At 71.7% G+C, this 18,301-nt stretch carries 15 protein-coding genes; 5 read left to right on the top strand and 10 right to left on the bottom strand.

All coding sequences use genetic code 11. From position 1 onward, the window contains the following. Positions 1–96 precede the first annotated feature (96 nt). Together ACF073_RS01845 and ACF073_RS01840 are read left to right on the top strand one after the other, a co-directional pair. On the top strand, positions 97–804 hold the full coding sequence (locus ACF073_RS01845) for a transglycosylase SLT domain-containing protein (protein ID WP_392065915.1): 708 nt from the start codon (positions 97–99) through the stop codon (positions 802–804). 136 nt (positions 805–940) lie between these two features. Further along, the gene (locus ACF073_RS01840; protein WP_392065913.1) at positions 941–2,305 is read left to right on the top strand and encodes an AI-2E family transporter; all 1,365 of its coding nucleotides are present in this window, start codon (positions 941–943) and stop codon (positions 2,303–2,305) included. Between the two features lie 21 nt (positions 2,306–2,326). Here ACF073_RS01840 and ACF073_RS01835 read toward each other — a convergent pair whose 3' ends face one another. Next, on the bottom strand, positions 2,327–2,860 hold the full coding sequence (locus tag ACF073_RS01835; protein ID WP_392065911.1) for an alkyl hydroperoxide reductase: 534 nt from the start codon (positions 2,858–2,860) through the stop codon (positions 2,327–2,329). Between the two features lie 3 nt (positions 2,861–2,863). Next, positions 2,864–3,418 (bottom strand): peroxiredoxin, encoded by a 555-nt coding sequence (locus tag ACF073_RS01830; protein WP_392065910.1) that lies wholly within the window; start codon positions 3,416–3,418, stop codon positions 2,864–2,866. 140 nt (positions 3,419–3,558) lie between these two features. On the opposite strand from ACF073_RS01830, the gene ACF073_RS01825 reads away from it, so the two are divergent. After that, positions 3,559–4,506 (top strand): LysR substrate-binding domain-containing protein, encoded by a 948-nt coding sequence (locus tag ACF073_RS01825; protein WP_392065908.1) that lies wholly within the window; start codon positions 3,559–3,561, stop codon positions 4,504–4,506. A 115-nt stretch (positions 4,507–4,621) separates the two neighbouring features. On the opposite strand, the gene ACF073_RS01820 is transcribed toward ACF073_RS01825, so the two are convergent. The 5 genes from ACF073_RS01820 to ACF073_RS01800 all read right to left on the bottom strand — a co-directional run bounded on the left by ACF073_RS01820 (position 4,622) and on the right by ACF073_RS01800 (position 9,449). Continuing rightward, positions 4,622–6,976 (bottom strand): FtsX-like permease family protein, encoded by a 2,355-nt coding sequence (locus tag ACF073_RS01820; RefSeq protein WP_392065906.1) that lies wholly within the window; start codon positions 6,974–6,976, stop codon positions 4,622–4,624. Further along, the gene (locus ACF073_RS01815; protein ID WP_392065904.1) at positions 6,973–7,671 is read right to left on the bottom strand and encodes an ABC transporter ATP-binding protein; all 699 of its coding nucleotides are present in this window, start codon (positions 7,669–7,671) and stop codon (positions 6,973–6,975) included. The genes ACF073_RS01820 and ACF073_RS01815 overlap by 4 nt, the downstream gene beginning before the upstream one ends. Next, positions 7,668–8,192: a PadR family transcriptional regulator gene (locus tag ACF073_RS01810; RefSeq protein WP_392065902.1), complete on the bottom strand. Its 525-nt coding sequence runs from the start codon at positions 8,190–8,192 to the stop codon at positions 7,668–7,670. The genes ACF073_RS01815 and ACF073_RS01810 overlap by 4 nt, the downstream gene beginning before the upstream one ends. A gap of 94 nt (positions 8,193–8,286) precedes the next feature. Next, entirely contained in the window at positions 8,287–8,520 is a 234-nt protein-coding gene (locus ACF073_RS01805) for a hypothetical protein (RefSeq protein WP_392065900.1), read from the bottom strand. Continuing rightward, positions 8,517–9,449: an SPFH domain-containing protein gene (locus tag ACF073_RS01800; RefSeq protein WP_392065899.1), complete on the bottom strand. Its 933-nt coding sequence runs from the start codon at positions 9,447–9,449 to the stop codon at positions 8,517–8,519. The genes ACF073_RS01805 and ACF073_RS01800 overlap by 4 nt, the downstream gene beginning before the upstream one ends. A 215-nt stretch (positions 9,450–9,664) precedes the next feature. Here ACF073_RS01800 and ACF073_RS01795 point away from each other — a divergent pair, with 215 nt between their 5' ends. Next, a complete protein-coding gene (locus ACF073_RS01795) occupies positions 9,665–12,028 on the top strand; it encodes a transglycosylase domain-containing protein (RefSeq protein WP_392065897.1) in 2,364 nt (787 codons plus the stop codon). Positions 12,029–12,101: 73 nt separating this feature from the next. Here the strand turns inward: ACF073_RS01795 and ACF073_RS01790 are convergent, their stop codons facing one another. From ACF073_RS01790 to ACF073_RS01780, 3 genes are all read right to left on the bottom strand, one after another. Next, entirely contained in the window at positions 12,102–14,180 is a 2,079-nt protein-coding gene (locus tag ACF073_RS01790) for a SpoIIE family protein phosphatase (RefSeq protein ID WP_392065895.1), read from the bottom strand. A gap of 325 nt (positions 14,181–14,505) precedes the next feature. Further along, complete coding sequence (locus ACF073_RS01785) at positions 14,506–15,195, bottom strand: DUF402 domain-containing protein (protein WP_392065893.1); 690 nt, start codon at positions 15,193–15,195, stop codon at positions 14,506–14,508. Between the two features lie 83 nt (positions 15,196–15,278). Beyond that, positions 15,279–16,679 carry a class II fumarate hydratase gene (locus ACF073_RS01780; protein ID WP_392065891.1) on the bottom strand — a complete coding sequence of 467 codons (1,401 nt, stop codon included), beginning with the start codon at positions 16,677–16,679 and terminating at the stop codon, positions 15,279–15,281. Between the two features lie 103 nt (positions 16,680–16,782). On the opposite strand from ACF073_RS01780, the gene ACF073_RS01775 reads away from it, so the two are divergent. Next, positions 16,783–18,297 carry a ricin-type beta-trefoil lectin domain protein gene (locus ACF073_RS01775; protein WP_392065889.1) on the top strand — a complete coding sequence of 505 codons (1,515 nt, stop codon included), beginning with the start codon at positions 16,783–16,785 and terminating at the stop codon, positions 18,295–18,297. Positions 18,298–18,301: the final 4 nt, after the last annotated feature.

Genomic DNA, 18,301 nt, shown 5'->3' with positions numbered 1-18,301 from the left:
CGCGCCTCCCGTGACCCCGCAGTTGGGAGGCCAGTGCCAGGGGCACGATTGCGTCCGCCAGGGTCACCGAAGCGGGCGATGCTGGAAGGAAACCGTGTGAGCCGGATTTCGGTCCGGGGATTCGCAGTGGCCTCGGCCACCGCGGTCACCGCCGTCGGAAGCGTCGTCGGAGTTGCCTCCGGCAGCGTGGCGCAGAACAACGACGCCGAGCCGACGGCCGCCGCTGACGCCATGCTCCTCGCGGACATCCCCGCGGGCCAGCAGGCCGAGGTGCAGACCGCGTCCCTGACGCAGCAGGCCGATGCCCAGGCCATCGCCGCGGACGCGAGCGCCAAGAAGGGCGCCGAGGAAGCGGCCCGCAAGGCCGCGGCCGAGACCGCCGTCGCCAAGAAGGCGGACGCCGAGAAGGCGGCCAAGGCAGCCAAGGAGGCCAAGGAGCGCGAAGAGGCGAAGTCCGAGGCCACCACGCGCTCGACCCGCGACTCCTCCAGCTTCCCGGTCCAGACCAGCTACTCCGCGGCGCAGATCCAGGCGATGGCGCGTCAGATGGTGGCCGGCGACCAGTTCCAGTGCTTCAGCAACATCGTGGACCACGAGTCCAGCTGGAACTACCAGGCGGTCAACGCCTCCTCCGGTGCCTACGGTCTCTTCCAGGCCCTGCCCGCCGGCAAGTACGCCTCGGCGGGTGCCGACTGGCGGACCAACCCGGCGACCCAGATCAAGTGGGGTCTCAGCTACATGAACGACCGCTACCACAGCCCCTGTGGTGCCTGGTCGTTCTGGCAGGCCAACCACTGGTACTAGGCCGCCAGACCGGTACACGACTTCGCGCAGCCCCTCCCCGTCCTCAGGGGAGGGGCTTTCGCCCTGTACGGTCGTACTCGAACGACTCCAGGGGAGTGGTGGCGAGCACCCGGGACGCGGGGGAAGAGGACGGATCATGTCGCGAGTGCCAGGGTGGCTCGGCCGGCTGGGAGCCGGTCTCACCGAGATGAGCGAGCGCCTGAACGAGCGCCGCGCCGAGGTGGAGAAGGAACACGCCGACTCCGCCGACCGGGTCGACTCCGCCGGCCCCGGCGCTCCCGCACCGGCCGGCGGTCCCGCAGCCGACGCGTCCGCCGCCGAGTCCCCGGTCCTGCCCGCCCCCCGGCCCGCGCCGCCGTCCGGCCCCCGCCCCGACCCCGCCCAGGCCGTGCCCTGGGGCGTCCGGGTCGCCGCCGAGGCCGGCTGGCGGCTGCTGGTGCTGGCCGGCACCGTCTGGGTGCTGATGCGGGTCATCAGCGCCGTCCAGCTGGTGGTGTTCGCCTTCGTCATCGCCCTGCTGGTCACCGCGCTGCTCCAGCCGACGGTCGCCCGGCTCACCCGGCGCGGGGTGCCCCGCGGGCCGGCCACCGCGCTCACCGCCATCAGCGGCTTCGTCGTCATCGGGCTGATGGGCTGGTTCGTGACCTGGCAGGTCATGGAGAACATCGACACGCTCTCCAACCAGATCCAGTCCGGCATCGACGATCTGCGCAACTGGCTGCTGAAGAGCCCCTTCCACGTCACCGACAAGCAGATCAACCAGATCGCCAAGAACCTCCGCGAGGCGATCGGCGCCAACGCCGACCAGATAACGTCCGCCGGCCTCGAGGGTGTCCAGGTCATCGTGGAGGCACTCGCCGGCATCCTGCTGGTGTTCTTCTCCACGCTGTTCCTGCTCTACGACGGCAAGCGCATCTGGGAGTGGTTCCTGAAGCTGGTGCCCGCCGCCGCCCGCCCGGGTGTGGCCGGCGCCGGCCCGCGCGCCTGGCGGACCCTGACCGCCTACGTCCGCGGCACGGTCCTGGTCGCCCTCATCGACGCCATCTTCATCGGCATCGGCATCTACTTCCTCGATGTGCCGATGGCCGTACCGCTGGCCGTCTTCATCTTCCTGTTCTCGTTCATCCCGCTGGTCGGCGCGGTCGCCTCCGGCGCGCTCGCGGTGATCGTCGCACTCGTCACCCAGGGCGTGTTCACGGCGCTGATGACCCTGGTGGTGGTCCTCGCGGTGCAGCAGATCGAGGGGCACGTCCTGCAGCCGTTCATCCTCGGCCGCGCGGTGCGGGTGCACCCGCTGGCGGTCGTCCTGACCGTGGCGGCCGGCGGCATGGTGGCCGGCATCGGCGGCGCGGTGGTCGCCGTACCGCTGGTCGCGGTGACGAACACGGTGGTGGGATATCTGCGGCAGTACTCGGAGGAGATCCAGCGGCAGAAGGCCGCTGCCCCGCCGGCCGGCGAGCCCGCCGCCGAGAACGCGGAAGCCCCCGCCCACCAGGGGTGAGCGGGGGCCTCGGCGTACGGCTTACTCAGCCAGCACGGCCTCGGCGTCGAGGGTGACGCCGACCGCCTGCACCACGGAAGCGATCTTGAACGCCTCCTGGACGGTCTCGCGCTCCACGCCGGCCTTGCGCAGCACCTGCTCGTGCGAGTCCAGGCACATGCCGCAGCCGTTGATCGCGGAGACCGCGAACGACCACAGCTCGAAGTCGACCTTCTCCACGCCCGGGTTGCCGATGACGTTCATCCGCAGACCCGCGCGCAGGGTGCCGTACTCGTGGTCGGACAGCAGGTGCCGGGTCCGGTAGAAGACGTTGTTCATCGCCATGACGGCGGCGGCCGCCTTGGCGGCCTGGTACGCCTCGGGGGAGAGGTTCGCCTTCGCCTCGGGCTCCAGCTCACGCAGCACGATCGGGGAGCGGGAGGCGATGGCGGTCGCCAGCACCGTGCCCCACAGCTGCTGCGCCGGGAGGTCCGAGTTGCCGATGACCGAGCCCAGGTTGAGCTTCAGGTCCTTGGCGTAGTCCGGGACGCGGGACTTCAGGGAGTCGAGCGACACGGGTCACTCACCAGCCAGCAGCGCGACCGGGTCCAGGGTGTTCTCGCCCTTGGTCCAGTTGCACGGGCACAGCTCGTCGGTCTGCAGGGCGTCGAGGACCCGCAGGACCTCCTTGGGGTTACGGCCCACGGAACCGGCGGTGACCATCGTGAACTGGATCTCGCGGTTCGGGTCGACGATGAAGACGGCGCGCTGCGCGAAGCCGTCCTCGCCCTCGATGCCGAGGTCGCGCATCAGCTCGTGCTTGGAGTCCGCCATCATCGGGAACGGCAGGTCGGTCAGGTCGGGGTGGTCCTTGCGCCAGGCGTGGTGCACGAACTCGGAGTCACCGGAGAAGCCGAGGATCTGGGCGTCGCGGTCGGCGAACTCGTCGTTCAGCTTCCCGAACGCGGCGATCTCGGTGGGGCACACGAACGTGAAGTCCTTGGGCCAGGCGAAGACCACGAGCCACTTGCCCTCGTAGGACTTGTGGTGGATCTGCTCGAACTCGTTGCCCTTCTCCAGCGAGACGCAGGCGGTCAGTTCGAACTCGGGGAACTTGTCACCGACAGTGAGCACGCGCTCTCCTTGCAGCGAGGAAAGCCCCTTTTTGAGGGATCTTTCCCATGGGTTGGACGCTCTAGATGGTGGCACAGGGTGCATTGATTCAGGAAATAGCTACACTCGGTCGTGTTGATCGGAGGTAGTTATCAGTGACCATGAGTAACGGTAAGCGGAGGCAGCCGAGCCTCGCGCAGCTGCGTGCCTTCGCCGCCGTGGCCGAGCACCTGCATTTCCGTGACGCGGCGGCGGCCATCGGGACGAGCCAGCCCGCCCTGTCCGGCGCGGTCTCGGCGCTGGAGGAGACCCTCGGGGTGACCCTCCTCGAGCGTACGACGCGCAAGGTACTGCTCTCGCCCGCGGGGGAGCGGCTGGCGGTCCGGGCCAAGGCGGTGCTGGACGCGGTCGGGGCGCTGCTGGAGGAGGCCGAGGCGGTCCGGGCGCCCTTCACCGGAGCGCTGCGCCTGGGCGTGATCCCCACGGTCGCGCCGTATCTGCTGCCGGCCGTGCTGCGGCTCGTCCACGACCGCTACCCGCACCTCGACCTCCAGGTGCACGAGGAGCAGACCGCGAGCCTGCTCGACGGCCTGCACTCCGGCCGGCTCGACCTGCTGCTGCTCGCCGTGCCGCTCGGTGTGCCCGGCGTCGTGGAACTCCCGCTGTTCGACGAGGACTTCGTGCTCGTCACCCCGCTCGACCACTGGCTCGGCGGCCGGGAGGGCATCCCGCGCGAGGCACTCAAGGAGCTGAACCTGCTGCTCCTCGACGAGGGCCACTGCCTGCGCGACCAGGCCCTGGACATCTGCCGGGAGGCCGGGCGCGCGGACGCGCCGGTCACCACCACGGCGGCCGGACTGTCCACGCTGGTCCAGCTGGTGGCCGGCGGCCTCGGCTGCACCCTGCTGCCGCGCACCGCGCTGAAGCTGGAGACCACCCGCAGCAGCCAGCTGCTGACCGGCTACTTCGCCGAACCCGCCCCGAGCCGCCGGGTCGCCTTCGCCATGCGCACCGGCGCGGCCCGCGCCGCCGAGTACGCGGAGCTGGCGGCGGCCCTGCGCGAGGCGCTGCGCTCCCTGCCCGTGCGGGTGCTGGGCGGCGAGGCGTAGCGGGCGCGGAAGGGCGGCAGGCCGGCAGGCCGGTGAGGCAGGCAGGGACGGCCGAAGGGCCCTCTCCCCAGGGGGAAAGGGCCCTTCGGCCGTCCTCCGGTGTCCTTCCGACGTCCTACTCCGTGCGCAGCCCCTCCGGCCGCATCAGCCGCATCAGCGGCGGCATGCTGAGCAGGGTGACCGCGAGGACGATCGCGGCACCGATACCGGTCATCGTCAGCACGCCCGGCCAGTCGATGCTCACGGTCGCGCCGACCATCTTCAGCAGCACCGCGCCCAGCGTCAGCCCCACGAGCGCGGCGAGCAGCAGGCCGAGCGCGATCGGGAGCGCCGTCTGCCACAGCACCGACAGGCTCAGGGTGCGGCGCCGGGTGCCGAACGCGACCAGCGCCGACAGCAGCTTCTTGCGCTCGCGCAACTGCTCCAGCTGGGAGACCAGCAGGCTCGCGCCGATCAGCGCCAGCACACAGGCGGCGCCGACGAGCAGACCGGTCCGGATGGAGGCGAACTTCGAGGAACGCTCGCTGGAGGCCCACACGACCGCGTCCGCCAGCGGGTCGATCCGGGCCGCCGTGTTGCGGACGTACTCGTGCACCTCCGGCACCGACTCGTCGAGCGACAGGTACACCTGCCCGTAGTACACGCTGTTCAGCCGTTCGGGCACGGCGGCGGGGGTCATCAGCAGTCCGCTGTTGCTCGCGTTGTCGTTCGGCCCCTGGATCGAGCGGACCTGCTGAAGACCGCGCGGCACGGACCACAGGAAGTCCTTGCCCTTGAAGTACCCGTTGCCCGTGTCGACGTAGAGCTTGCGGCCGGGCTTGGTCAGCTTGGCCGTGTCGCTGTCCATGGCCCGGTCCCCGCCCCGCGCCACGAAGACGTCTCCGTCGCGGCAGGACGTCAGCTTCGCCACCTCGCGCAGCGCGGCGCAGTCGCCGATGGTGATGCTCGTCGAGGCGTTGGGGCCCCTGTCGTCGTTCCAGCTCCGGTCGGCGACCTGGAGGCCGCCGAGCGCGGTGGCCTTCCGCACGCCCTCGGTGGCCGTGAACTTCGCCGTGGCCGAGGCGAGCGAACTGCCGTGCGGCAACTGGACCTGCATCTGTGTCTCGTTGACGTCCTTGCCGGTGGCCTTGGTGTAGTCGCCCTCGACGCCCGCGAAGAGCATCTGCAGGGCGATCGCGCCGGCCACCGCGACCGCGATGCCGTTCACCATGCGGGCCGCCGAGCCGCTGTTCAGCTGCAGCCGCCGTACCGCGAGCTGCCAGGAGACCGTGCCCGGGCCGAGCCGGGCCACGACCGCCTCGACGACCCAGGGCAGCAGCGCGGTCACGCCGACGAGCAGCAGCAGGACGCCGCCGGTCACCAGGTACTGGTTGAAGTCGCCGTTGGCCCGGCCCTGGCCGATCATCGGGGCGAGCATGCCGAGGCCGCCCAGCGGCAGCAGCAGCCGCCACCACAGCCGGCGCCGCGCGGGCTTGGCCGTACGGACCACGCCCAGCGGCTCGATGACCACCCCGCGCAGCGCGAGCAGGGTGACCAGCACCGCCGCCGCCGGCACGGTGACCGCGACCAGCGCGGCCAGCGCGGGCGTGGGGTTGAGATAGCTGGGGAAGACGCTGACGTCCAGGATCTCGGCCGTGCCCGCGAGCTGCCGGCCGAGCAGGAAGAAGCCCGTGCCGAAGACCAGCCCGACCAGTGATCCGGCCAGCGCCTCGCCCGCCGCGATCCGCCGGGTCATCCGGCTGTCGGAGCCGACCAGCCGCAGCGCCGCCAGCCTGCGGTCGCGCCGCTCGCCGCCGAACCGTACGGCCGCCGCGATGAACACGGCGACCGGCATCAGCAGGACGACGAAGACGACCAGCACCAGCAGGATCAGGACGGGGTCCGCCCGCTCCTCGGTGGCCGGGCCCGGCCGGCCGAACGCGGTGATCCGGGCGGTCTGCCAGCCGTTGATGCGCTCCGCCAGGTTCTTCGCGCCGGCGTAGTAGGCGAGTTCGTGCGAGCCGACGAGCCCGCTCTCGCCGATGGTCCCGGTCACCCGGTACGGCAGCCGCTCGCGCAGCACCTTGCCGTCGGCGGAGTCGAGCAGCCGCTTCAGCGCGGGGGAGACCACCATCTCGCCCGGCGCGGGATACCGGTCGAGGCCCGGTGCGACCGGCGCGCGCGGCCCCTCGGGCTCCACCAGCCGGCCGCGGATGTCCTTGCCGTGGTACGACGAGTTGGCGTCCGAGATCACCAGGGTGTTCGCGGCCTTCGGCCGGTGCGTCCGGCCGTAGGTGTAGTCGAGGCGGGCTTCGTCGCGCTGGTGCCGCACCGACAGGGCGTTCGGCAGCGCGGTCGTCAGCAGCAGCAGCGCGACGCCGAGCCCCACGCCGACCGCCGTCAGCAGCACCCGGACCCAGCCCTCGCGGCCGCCGGTGAAGGCGAACCGGGCCCCCATGGCCAGGTCCCTCGACCACTGCCCGACGCTCATATGGCGCGCTCCATGTCCCGGGACTTCCCGTCGCGCACGACGATCTCGCGGTCGGAGTAGGCGGCCACCCGTGCCTCGTGCGTGACGAGCACGACGGCCGCGTTGGTCGACCGGGCCGCGTCGGTGAGCAGCTCCATGACGCGCTCGCCGTTGAGGGAGTCCAGCGCGCCGGTCGGCTCGTCGGCGAAGAGCACCCGGGGCTCGGTGACCAGGGCCCGGGCCACCGCGACCCGCTGTCCCTGACCGCCGGAGACCTCGCCGGGCCGCTTGCCCTTCAGGCCGTCGACCTCGAGGCGTTCCATCCAGGTGAGAGCGGCCCGCTCGGCCTCCTTGCGGGAGGTGCCGTTCAGCCTGAGCGGCAGGGCGACGTTCTCCACGCAGGTCAGCTCGGGGACCAGCTGGCCGAACTGGAAGACGAACCCGAAGTCGCTGCGCCGCAGCGCGCTGCGCTGGGCGTCGCTCATGGTGGCCAGCTCGCGCCCGGCGTAGGTGATCGAGCCCGAGTCGGGCGGCACGATGCCGGCGAGGCAGTGCAGCAGCGTCGACTTGCCGGACCCGGAGGGGCCCATGACGGCGACGACCTCGCCGGGGTGGATGGAGAAGCCGGCGCCGTCAAGGGCGAGCGTCGGGCCGTAGGCCTTGCGCAGGTTCTCGGCGGTGAGGAGGCTGCCCGGGGGCGGCGGGACGCTGGTCATGCGGTCACCTCCGCGCGGAGCTTGTCGAGGCGCGCGGCGGTGAGTTCCAGCCAGCGCAGGTCGGCCTCCAGATGGAACAGGGCGTGGTCGCAGATCAGCTGGTCCGCGAGGTCGCCCTTGCGCTTGCGGTCGGTCAGGATGCGCATGCTGCGCAGGTGCTCGGCGCGCTGGGTGTCGAGGACGTCGGCCGCGTCCCGGTGGGTGAGGAGCGCGAGGACGACCTTGGTGTAGAGGGTCGACTGGAGGTACTCCTCCGGCTTCTCCGGGGTGGCGAGCCAGCGCTCCACGTCGGTGATGCCGGCGTCGGTGATGGCGTACCGCTTGCGCTCCGGACCACCGCCCGCCTCTATCCCGTCGACTTCCACGAGACCGTGCTTCAGCAGCCGGGACATCGTGGAGTAGACCTGGCCGTAGTGCAGCGGCCGGTCGTGACCGAACTTCTCGTCGAAGGCCCGCTTGAGGTCGTAGCCGTGGCGCGGGCCGGACTCCAGGAGCCCTAGGAGGGTGTGACCGATGGACATACCCCGGACTCTACACAGGGTGTATACGCAAGATGTATACGCACCGTGCAGAGATGCTGGCAGGAGGTACGGCTTTGCAGGTGGGAGCCGTTTGTCACGGTTCCGATACAGGCGGGCGCCCGCGGCGCGGCAGCGGCCCGGTCTCCCTCGGCAGCCGGCCCGCCTCGGCGAGCGCCTTGCGCAGCAGGAACTCGATCTGCGCGTTCGCCGAGCGCAGCTCGTCCCCGGCCCACCGGGCCAGCGCGTCGTACACCGCCGGGTCCAGCCGCAGCAGCACCTGCTTGCGCTGCTGCGGCCGGCGCTTCGGGGTCTTTGAAGGGTCCGTCACTGGTAGAGGGTCCCGGTGTTGAGGACCGGCTGCGGGGCGCGGTCCCCGCACAGGACCACCATCAGGTTCGACACCATCGCCGCCTTCCGTTCCTCGTCGAGCTCCACGATGTCCCGCTCGGCGATCCGGGCGAGCGCCGCCTCGACCATGCCCACCGCGCCGTCGACGATCTGCCGCCGGGCCGCCACGACCGCGCCCGCCTGCTGCCGCTGGAGCATCGCCGAGGCGATCTCGGGAGCGTACGCGAGATGCGTGAAGCGCGACTCGACGACCCGCACTCCGGCCGCCTCCACCCGCAGCTGCAGCTCGCGGGCCAGCTTCTCGGTGATCTCCTCGGCGTTGCCGCGCAGCGAGAGGCCGTCCTCGTCGTGGGCGTCGTACGGGTACTCGATGGCGATGTGCCGTACGGCCGTCTCGGTCTGCGTGGCGACGAACTCGGCGAAGTCGTCCACCTCGAAGGTGGCCTGCGCGGTGTCCTGGACCTTCCACACCACGACCGCGGCCAGCTCGATCGGGTTGCCGTAGGCGTCGTTGACCTTCAGTACGGCGGTCTCGTGGTTGCGCACCCGGGTGGAGATCCGGGTCCGCGAGGTGAAGGGGTTCACCCAGCGCAGGCCGTCCTCGCGGATCGTGCCCCGGTAGCGCCCGAAGAGCTGGACGACCCGGGCCTCGCCCGGCGCCACGGTGTTCAGGCCGCGCATGGCTATGAGGGAGGCCAGCAGGACGACGACGCCGCCGGCGATGAGCCCGCCCCCGGCGGCGGGCGACGCCGCCCCGGAGAGGCCGAACAGCGCGATCGAGGCGCCGAGGCCGATCAGGCCGAGCAGCAGGGCGAGGCCGCCGCCGATGCTGTGGGCGGTGAACTCCCGCACCCGCGGGGCGGGCATCTCGGGTACGTCGGCGGTGGCGGCCGGCGTGGATGTGGACATAGGGGACCCCCCGTTCTCGTAATACCTAGCTTGGTTCTAGCTAAGTGATATCACTTTAGAGCGACAAGCAACCTCGCGCCAGCCTCAGCCGTCGGTTCCGATGGGGCGGGTGCTCATTGTCACGTCCGTAAAAGAACGGATCGGACGCCCTTTGTCATATAGAGGGGTGTTAGCTTTCGGAGCTGACCCCGAGACGGAAGCGAGCGTAGGGACCCATGGGACGAGCGGAAGAGAGACGAGCGCGACAGCGCGGTGGCCGCCGCGCGGCGCCCAAGCGCCGCCGCTCCGAGCCCGCCGCGGGTACCGGGCCCACGGCGGGCGCCGCGGGCGCACCGCCGAAGAAGAGCCTCATACGCCGGATGTTCACCTGGAAGAAGATCCTCGGGACCTTCTTCGGGGTCTGCCTGCTGGGCATCCTCGGCTTCATCGGCCTGTACCTGTACGTGGACATACCCGAGGGCAACGCCGCCGCCCGGCAGCAGAGCAACGTCTACAAGTTCAGCGACGGAACGATGCTGGCCCGCAAAGGCGAGGTCAACCGCGAGATCGTCGACCTGTCCAAGGTGCCCCGCAAGGTCCAGCTGACCTTCGTCGCCGCGGAGAACAAGAGCTTCTACAACGACTCCGGCGTCGACTTCAAGGGCACCGCCCGCGGTCTGCTCAACACGCTCGCCGGCAAGGGCAAGCAGGGTGGCTCCACGATCACCCAGCAGTACGTCAAGAACTACTACCTCAACCAGGACCAGACCGTCACGCGCAAGCTGAAGGAACTGGTCATCTCGTTGAAGGTGGACCGCGAGAAGTCCAAGGACGACATCCTCGCCGGCTACATCAACACCAGCTACTACGGCCGCAACGCCTTCGGCATCCAGGCCGCCGCCCAGGCCTACTTCCACGTCGACGCCGAGGACCTCTCGGTCGCGCAGGGCGCCTATCTCGCCGCGCTGCTCCAGGCGCCGAGCCAGTACGACCTGGCCGTGGCCTCCCCGCTCGGCCGGAAGCTGGTCACGGCCCGCTGGAACTACGTCCTGGACAACATGGTCGAGGAGGGCTGGCTGCCCAAGGACAAGCGCGACGGCATGCGCTTCCCCAAGCTCAAGGCGCCCAAGGGCGCCCCGGGGCTCGAAGGGCAGAAGGGCTACCTGGTCGAACTCGCCAACCACCAGCTGGAACAGCAGCTCATGGACCAGGAGGGGCTGACCCAGTCCCAGGCCGAGAACGCGGTCGTCGACAAGGGCTGGACCATCACCCTCAACATCGACCCGAAGAAGCAGGCCGCGCTGGAGAAGGCCGTCAAGTCCCGGCTGACCAGCCAGCTCGACAAGAAGGCGCGCAAGGTCGACAACGACGTCCAGGCGGGCGCCGTCTCCGTCGACCCCAAGACGGGCAAGGTCCTCGCGATGTACGGCGGCGAGGACTACTACCGGCACTACTTCAGCAACGCCACGCGCGCGGACTACCAGCCGGCCTCGACGTTCAAGCCGGTCATCCTCGCCGCCGCGCTGGAGCAGAACGCCGTGACGCAGGACGGCAAGCCGATCACCGCGAACACGGTCTACGACGGCACCAGCCGCCGCCCGGTCCTCGACCACGGCTCCAAGGTCGGGTTCGCCCCGCCCAACGAGGACAACCACGACTACGGCAAGATCACCGTCCAGAAGGCCATGAACGCGTCCGTCAACTCGGTCTTCGCCCAGATGGGCGTCGACGTGGGCATGGACAAGGTCATGAGCACGGCGGGCAAGCTCGGCATGAACACCAAGGGCATGCAGGCCGTGCCCGCCCAGACCCTCGGCTCCATGGGCGCCAGCCCGCTGGAGATGGCCGGGATCTACGCCACCTTCGCCAACCACGGCTACAAGGTGACCCCGACGATCGTGAAGTCGGCCGAGAACAAGGGCCGTACGGTCGACATCCCGGACGCGGTCGGCGGCTCGGTGATCAGCCGCACGGCGGCCGACACCGTGACCTCCGTGCTCACCGGCGTGGTCGACGACGGCACGGCCCACGAGTCGGTCGCCGCCAACCCGCTGCGCGACGGCCAGCAGGTGGCGGGCAAGACGGGTACCTCCGACTGCAACCGCTCGGCCTGGTTCACCGGCTACACGCCCGACCTCGTCACCTCGGTCGGCCTGTTCGGCGAAGCGGCCAAGGCCGGCGGCAAGGGCTGCGAGGGCGAGCCGGTCAAGCAGGGCGCCCAGGTCCCGCTGACGGGCGCCATGGGCGGCGGCCGGGTCAACGGCGGCGGTCCGCCCGCGAAGATCTGGGCCGCGTACACCTTCGGCGTGACCGACAAGGCCGAGTTCGACCTGAACACCACGCAGGGCGCGGCCGTCGAGCCGAGCGAGACCCCGTCCTGGACGCACACGCCGACCGAGACGCCGTCGCAGACGCCGAGCAGCGCCCCGCCGACGTCCGAGACGCCCAGTCAGACGCCGTCGCAGACGCCGTCCCAGACCCCGAGTCAGACGCCCTCGCAGAGCCCGTCCCAGTCGCCGCCGCCGACGACGCCGCCGACGAGCCCCAGCACCGAGGATCCGCTCGACCCGGGCCTGGAGGACTTCGGCCACAAGCCGTAGCACGTCCGAGAGAAGGGCGCCCGGTACCGCACGGCGGTACCGGGCGCCCTTCGCGTACCCGCTGCCCCGGGCCTCAGCCGCGGTTCAGCTCGAACCACACCACCTTGCCGGTGCTCAGCCGGGTCGCGCCCCAGCGCCGGGCCAGCCGGTTGACCAGGTACAGGCCGCGCCCGCCTTCGTCGGTGGCCCGGGCCTGGCGCAGCCGCGGCAGCTGCGGCACATCGTCGCCGACCTCGCAGCGCAGCACGTCCGTGCGCAGCAGCCGCAGCGTCACCGGGCGCGACGCGTACCGCACGGCGTTCGTCACGACCTCGCTGACCAGCAGCTCCACCGAGTCCGTCAGCTCCTCGAGGTTCCAGCGGGCGAGCGCGCGCCGGGCCAGCCGGCGGGCCTGGCCGGGAGCCGTCTCCTCCGGCTCCAGCGTCCAGTACGCCACATCGCTCGGCGCGATCCCGTGGAAGCGGGCCGCCAGCAGCGCGATGTCGTCGTCCCGGTCGCCCGGCCCGAGCATGTCCAGCACCTCGTCGCAGAGCGCCTCCAGCGGCGGCGGATGATCCGGTCCGGTCAGCTGGGCGGTCGCGGCCAGCTTCTCCCGCAGCTGCTCTATGCCGGTCCACACGTCCCGCAGCCGGGACTCCACCAGACCGTCGGTGTACAGCAGCAGGGTCGCGCCCGCCGGAGCGTCCAGCTCGACCGCCTCGAAGTCCACCCCGCCGACGCCGATCGGAGCGCCGGGCGGCACCCGCAGCACCTCGGCCCGTCCGCCCAGGTGCAGCAGCACGGGCGGCGGATGGCCGGCGTTGGCGATCGTGATCCGGTGCGTGACCGGGTCGTAGACGGCGTACAGGCAGGTCGCCATGCGGTCGGTGCCCAGGCGCTGGGCCTGCTCGTCCAGGTGGTGCAGCACCTCCTGGGGCGGCAGATCGAGCCCGGCCAGGGTCTGCGCGGTGGTGCGCAGCTGGCCCATGATCGCCGCCGAGGTCATCGAGTGGCCCATCACGTCGCCGACCACCAGCGCGACCCGGCTGCCGGGCAGCGGGATCGCGTCGTACCAGTCGCCGCCCACCCGTGCGGTCTCGGCCGCCGGCAGATAGCGGGAGGCCAGCCGGACACCGGTCGGGCGGGGCAGGGTCTCGGGCAGCATGGTGCGCTGCAGCTCGTCGGCGATGTACGCCTCGCGGCCGTAGAGCACCGCCTTGTCGATGCCGAGCGCGCTGTGCGTGGCCAGCTGGGCCGCCACCAGCAGATCGTCCGCCTCGAAGGCGAGCCGCTCCGGGCGGCGCAGGAACAGGGCCGCGCCGATCACCCGGCGGCGGCCGCGCAGCGGCGCGAGGATCGCGTGCTGCCCGCCCGGCACGACCGCCTCGCCGCCCTCGCCGAGCAGCTCCGGCAGCGCGGCGCGGGCGGCGGGCGCGTCGGCGAACACCGGCCGCACCCCGCGCAGCACCTCGTTCAGCGCGCCGCCGGGACGCACCTCGCACAGCTCGGTGGTGAGCGACGAGAGGTCCGCGAGCGCGGACGGCTCGGGCTCGAACGCCGGCGGCAGCAGCACCCCGTCGGTGTCCCGCTCCTGCGGTATCCGGTCGGTGCGGCGCAGCCGCAGCACCACCGGGCCGGTGGGCCGCTCGTCGCCGACCGGCAGCGGCTCGCGCAGATAGACCAGGATCGCGTCGGAGAACGTCGGCACGGTGGCCCGGCACAGCCCCATCACGATCTCGTCCAGGTCGAGTCCGCGGGCGATCCGCCGGGTGGCCGCGCCCACGAACCTGAGCCGGTCGCCGTCACGCCGCATGGGCATGGGCCGGCCGGGCGGCAGTCCCCGCCCGCTGCGGCGCTCCTGACCGCCCGGCGTCCGCTCCTGCTCGGCCCCCGGCTGGGCCGGGATGGCCTCGGGCGCGGGGCGCGGGCGGTGGGCGCCGGGTTCGGCGGCGGCGGGCTGGGAGTGCTCGGGGCCGTTGACTGGGGGCTCCTTCCCCTTGCCGTCCTTTCCGTGGCCACAGGGTGTGGCCGTGCCCGGGCCCGTGTCGGCCCGCGCCTGCGCGGGTAAGGCCGGGCTGCCGAGGTGCTTCGGGGCACGCACGAACGCCCCGCGGGGTTCCGCGGGGTCGCCGCCCGGCTGGGGGCGTTCAAAGGAGGTGGGCTGCTCCGTCACGCGTGTCGCATCCATCCGTCCGGGGCTGTGCGCCGGGTACGCCGGGCGCGCAGTTGGTCCCGCCGAAGTCCCGATACCCGCAATACGTGCCCCGGGAACGGATTTTCCGCGGGGTCGGGGGCGGTTCCCGCGCCGGCGGCGCGGCCCGCGCGGCCGGCGGACCCGTCGCCGCAGGCCATCGTGGTGGTGCCCTGGTACCCCTCGCTCACGTCCTGCCGCCCCTCGGTGACGATCGGTCAAGCCCGGCGCTTGCTCCGGTAGTTGCACTTTCGCGCCCTTGCGGAGGACGATCCTACGTTTCTTGCCCGGGGGCGCATCAAGAGTCTCATGAGGACACGTGCGCGGGCGTACGGTCCCAGTCCTCGGGGAGAGAAGGTACCGCCCAGGAGGGGTCGGGGCGCCAGTCCTGCCAGCCGTCGGCGTACGGCGCCCCCCAGGCCCGGATCCGCGCCACCGCCTCCCGGCCGGCCGCCCGCACCCGGGCGGCGGTCGCCGCGTCCATCAGACCGTCCCGCTGGGCCTGCGCGAACTCGTCCTCGTCCCGCCAGTGCCAGCTGCGATCCGGATGCACGGAGATGTCCAGGAAGTGGTCCTCGGAGTCCACCCCGCCCGACCAGCGGGACAGCGGCTGCTCCAGATTGACGTACCAGTTCTTGAACACCCAGCCCGGATCCCAGAACAGCCACACCGACCAGGGGCGGCCGGGCTGGGCCAGCTTCAGCACGCCCGTGCCGAACCAGTGGTCCCGCTGCACCGCGCGCGGCTTGGTGTAGCGGGTCTCCAGCGGCTCCAGGTGCACGGGCGTGCCGTCGGCCAGGACCGGCTTCACGCACTCGGTGCCGGGGGCGAGCCACACCGCGAGCAGCTCCGCGTCGTCGCGTACGACGGTGACGGGGCGGGCGATGTGGACGTGCTCGCCGCCGTTCTCCCGGTAGCGCCACAGGATGTGCGTCCCCGGGGTCCAGTACGCCGCAGGTCCCGCCGCCGCTCGTGTCACCGCTCCGTCGTCCGTCATGCAGAGATATTAGGTGCCACGGGCATACGTCGCTGCGGTGCGGGTCACGGAGGTCCGGGTGGCCGAAAAGGTTCGCTCCCGGGTTACGGGTGTGTCATCCGCAGGACGTCCAGCGCCTCGTCGAGTTGTTCCAGCGTCAGATCGCCGCGCTCCACGTACCCGCCCTCCAGGACGACTTCGCGGATCGTCTTGCGGTCGGCGAGGGACTTCTTGGCGACCTTCGCTGCCTCCTCGTAGCCGATGTACTTGTTCAGCGGGGTCACCACGGAGGGGGACGACTCGGCGTACTCGCGGGTGCGTTCGCGGTCGGCGGTGATGCCGTCGACCGTCCGGTCGGCCAGCAGCCGCGAGACGTTGGCGAGCAGCCGGACGGACTCCAGGACGTTCTTGGCGATGACCGGGAGCATGACGTTCAGCTCGAAGTTGCCGGAGGCGCCGGCGGTGGCGATGGTCGCGTCGTTGCCGGCGACCTGGGCCGCCACCATCAGCACGGCCTCGGGGATGACCGGGTTGACCTTGCCCGGCATGATCGAGGAGCCGGGCTGGAGGTCGGGCAGCCGGATCTCGGCGAGCCCGGTGCGCGGCCCGGAGGCCATCCAGCGCAGATCGTTGGCGATCTTCGTCAGGCCGACCGCGATGGTCCGCAGCTGCCCGCTGGTCTCCACGATGCCGTCCCGGGCGCCCTGCGCCTCGAAGTGGTCGCGGGCCTCGGTGAGCGGCAGCCCGGTGGCCCGGGCGACCTCCTCGATGACGGCGGCGGAGAACCCGGGCGGCGTGTTGATGCCGGTGCCGACCGCCGTGCCGCCCAGCGGCAGCTCGGCCAGCCGGGGCAGCGAGGCGCGCAGCCGCTCGACGCCGTAGCGCACCTGGGCCGCGTACCCGCCGAACTCCTGCCCGAGCGTCACCGGGGTGGCGTCCATCAGGTGCGTCCGCCCCGACTTCACCACGTCCGCGAACTCCTCGGACTTGCGGGTGAGGGCGGCGGCGAGATGCTCCAGGGCCGGGATCAGGTCGTGGGTGACGGCGCCGGTGGCCGCGATGTGGATCGACGAGGGGAAGACGTCGTTGGACGACTGCGAGGCGTTCACATGGTCGTTGGGATGCACGTCCCGGCCGAGCCGCTCGGTCGCCAGGGTGGCGATGACCTCGTTGGTGTTCATGTTGGACGAGGTCCCCGAGCCCGTCTGGAACACGTCCACCGGGAAGTGCTCGTCCCACCTGCCCGCCGCGACCTCGCCGGCCGCCTCCTGGATCGCCTCCGCGATCTCCTTGTCGAGCACGCCGAGCCCGGCGTTCACCTTCGCGGCCGCGGCCTTGATCCGGGCCAGCGCCTCGATGTGCGCCCGCTCGATCCGCTGCCCGGAGACCGGGAAGTTCTCGACGGCACGCTGGGTCTGCGCCCGCCACTTGGCGTGGGCCGGAACCCGTACCTCCCCCATCGAGTCGTGCTCGATCCGGTACTGCGGCTCATCGGTCGTCGTCATCGTCGTACCTCCGAAAACGTGAGCACTTGTCAGGGCACGTGTATTCCCTATCTGACTACTCGCCAGTAAATACCGGGGGCAACACCTGCTACGGGGAGGCGTCATGCAACGCGTCAGAACCAGGATCAGAGGTACGGCCGTCGCTGTCGCGACGGCCGCCACCGTGTTCGCCGGTCTCACGGCCCCCGCCGCCCACGCGGCCCCGCCCGCCGCGGCGGCAGCCCCCCTCCCGCCCGCCCTGGAGCGCATCCGCGCCGCCGAGGCCGCCGCCCTCTACGGCGACGCGGCCGAGCGGCCCCCGGCCGAGCGCGAGACCTCGCTGATCTCCCTGGGGGACAGCGAGATCTCCGGCGAGGGCGTCGGCACCTACGAACCCGGCACGAACGGACCGGACAACTGGTGCCACCGCTCGCCCCAGGCGGCCATCCACCGCACCGGCATCCCCGCCGACGTCACCTACAACGTCGCCTGCTCCGGTGCCTGGACCGGCAACATCCGCATCGGCGGCAGCAAGCAGTACTCCGACGAACTCGTCCAGAGCGACAGCCTCGCGATCAAGGCCCGCACCACCCGCGTCAAGATGGTCGTGCTGGTGGTCGGCGCCAACGACGACCTCCAGTTCGGCCCTGTGATGACCGACTGCGTCACCCGCTACCTCACCCTCCAGGGCACTTGCGAGCCCGGGTACGGCCCCGGCTGGCAGGGCCGCGTGGACGCCCTGGTGCCCAAGGTGGAGGCCACCGTCGCCGACCTGAGGACGGTGATGCGGGACGCGGGCTACGCGGACGGCGACTACGAACTCGTCCTGATGGGCTACCCGAGCCCCATCGGCCCCGACATCCACGACAACCCGAACTTCCCCGGCAAGCTCCCGGGCGGCTGCCTGGGCTACGACTCCGACGCCGCCTGGGGCCGCGACACCGCCGTCCCGCTCTTCGAACGCGGCATGCGCGAGGCGGCCCGGCGCAGCGGCGCCTCCTACCTCGACACCTCCCGGCTCTTCCACGGCCACGAGGTCTGCATGGAGGACACCTGGGCGCGCGGCCTGTACGTGGACCTCGCGGGCCCCTTCCCGCCCGACTCCGATTCGGTACGGCAGTCCTTCCACCCCAACGCCCGCGGCCACGGCGCCTTCGCGACCTGCCTGACCCGGTTCTACGAGTCCGGCTACCGCGAGGCGGGCTGCGCCGACCCGGCGAGCACCGGCACGCCCCGGCTGTACCGGGGCGCCTGGGACGACGCCTTCCGGCCGCTCACGGGCCAGGCCACCGGCGAGTGCCTCGACGCCTCGGGCGGATCGAGCGCGAACGGCACCGAGGTGCTCGGCTGGGACTGCCACGGCGGCCGGAACCAGGGCTGGTGGTACGACCCCGACCAGCGGTCCCTGCACCTGGAGGCGACCCACGACCGGTGCCTGGACGTGCCGGGCGGCTCCGCCGCGGCCGGCACCGCCCTGATCATCTGGAACTGCCACGGCGGCGTGAACCAGCAGTTCGTCCGCCGGTCCGGCACGATCCGCCCGGCGGCGGCGACCGGGCTGTGCCTGACGCAGGCCGCGGCCCGTGACCGGGTGCGGCTGCGCGCCTGCGACGGATCGGCGTCCCAGCGCTTCAGCTGACGCC

Origin of the sequence: Streptomyces sp. NPDC015171 (genome assembly GCF_043079545.1) — a bacterium.
GTDB lineage: Bacteria > Actinomycetota > Actinomycetes > Streptomycetales > Streptomycetaceae > Streptomyces.
The sequence above is the reverse complement of the archived record's forward strand: the minus strand, read 5'-3'. Positions and strand labels throughout refer to the sequence as shown.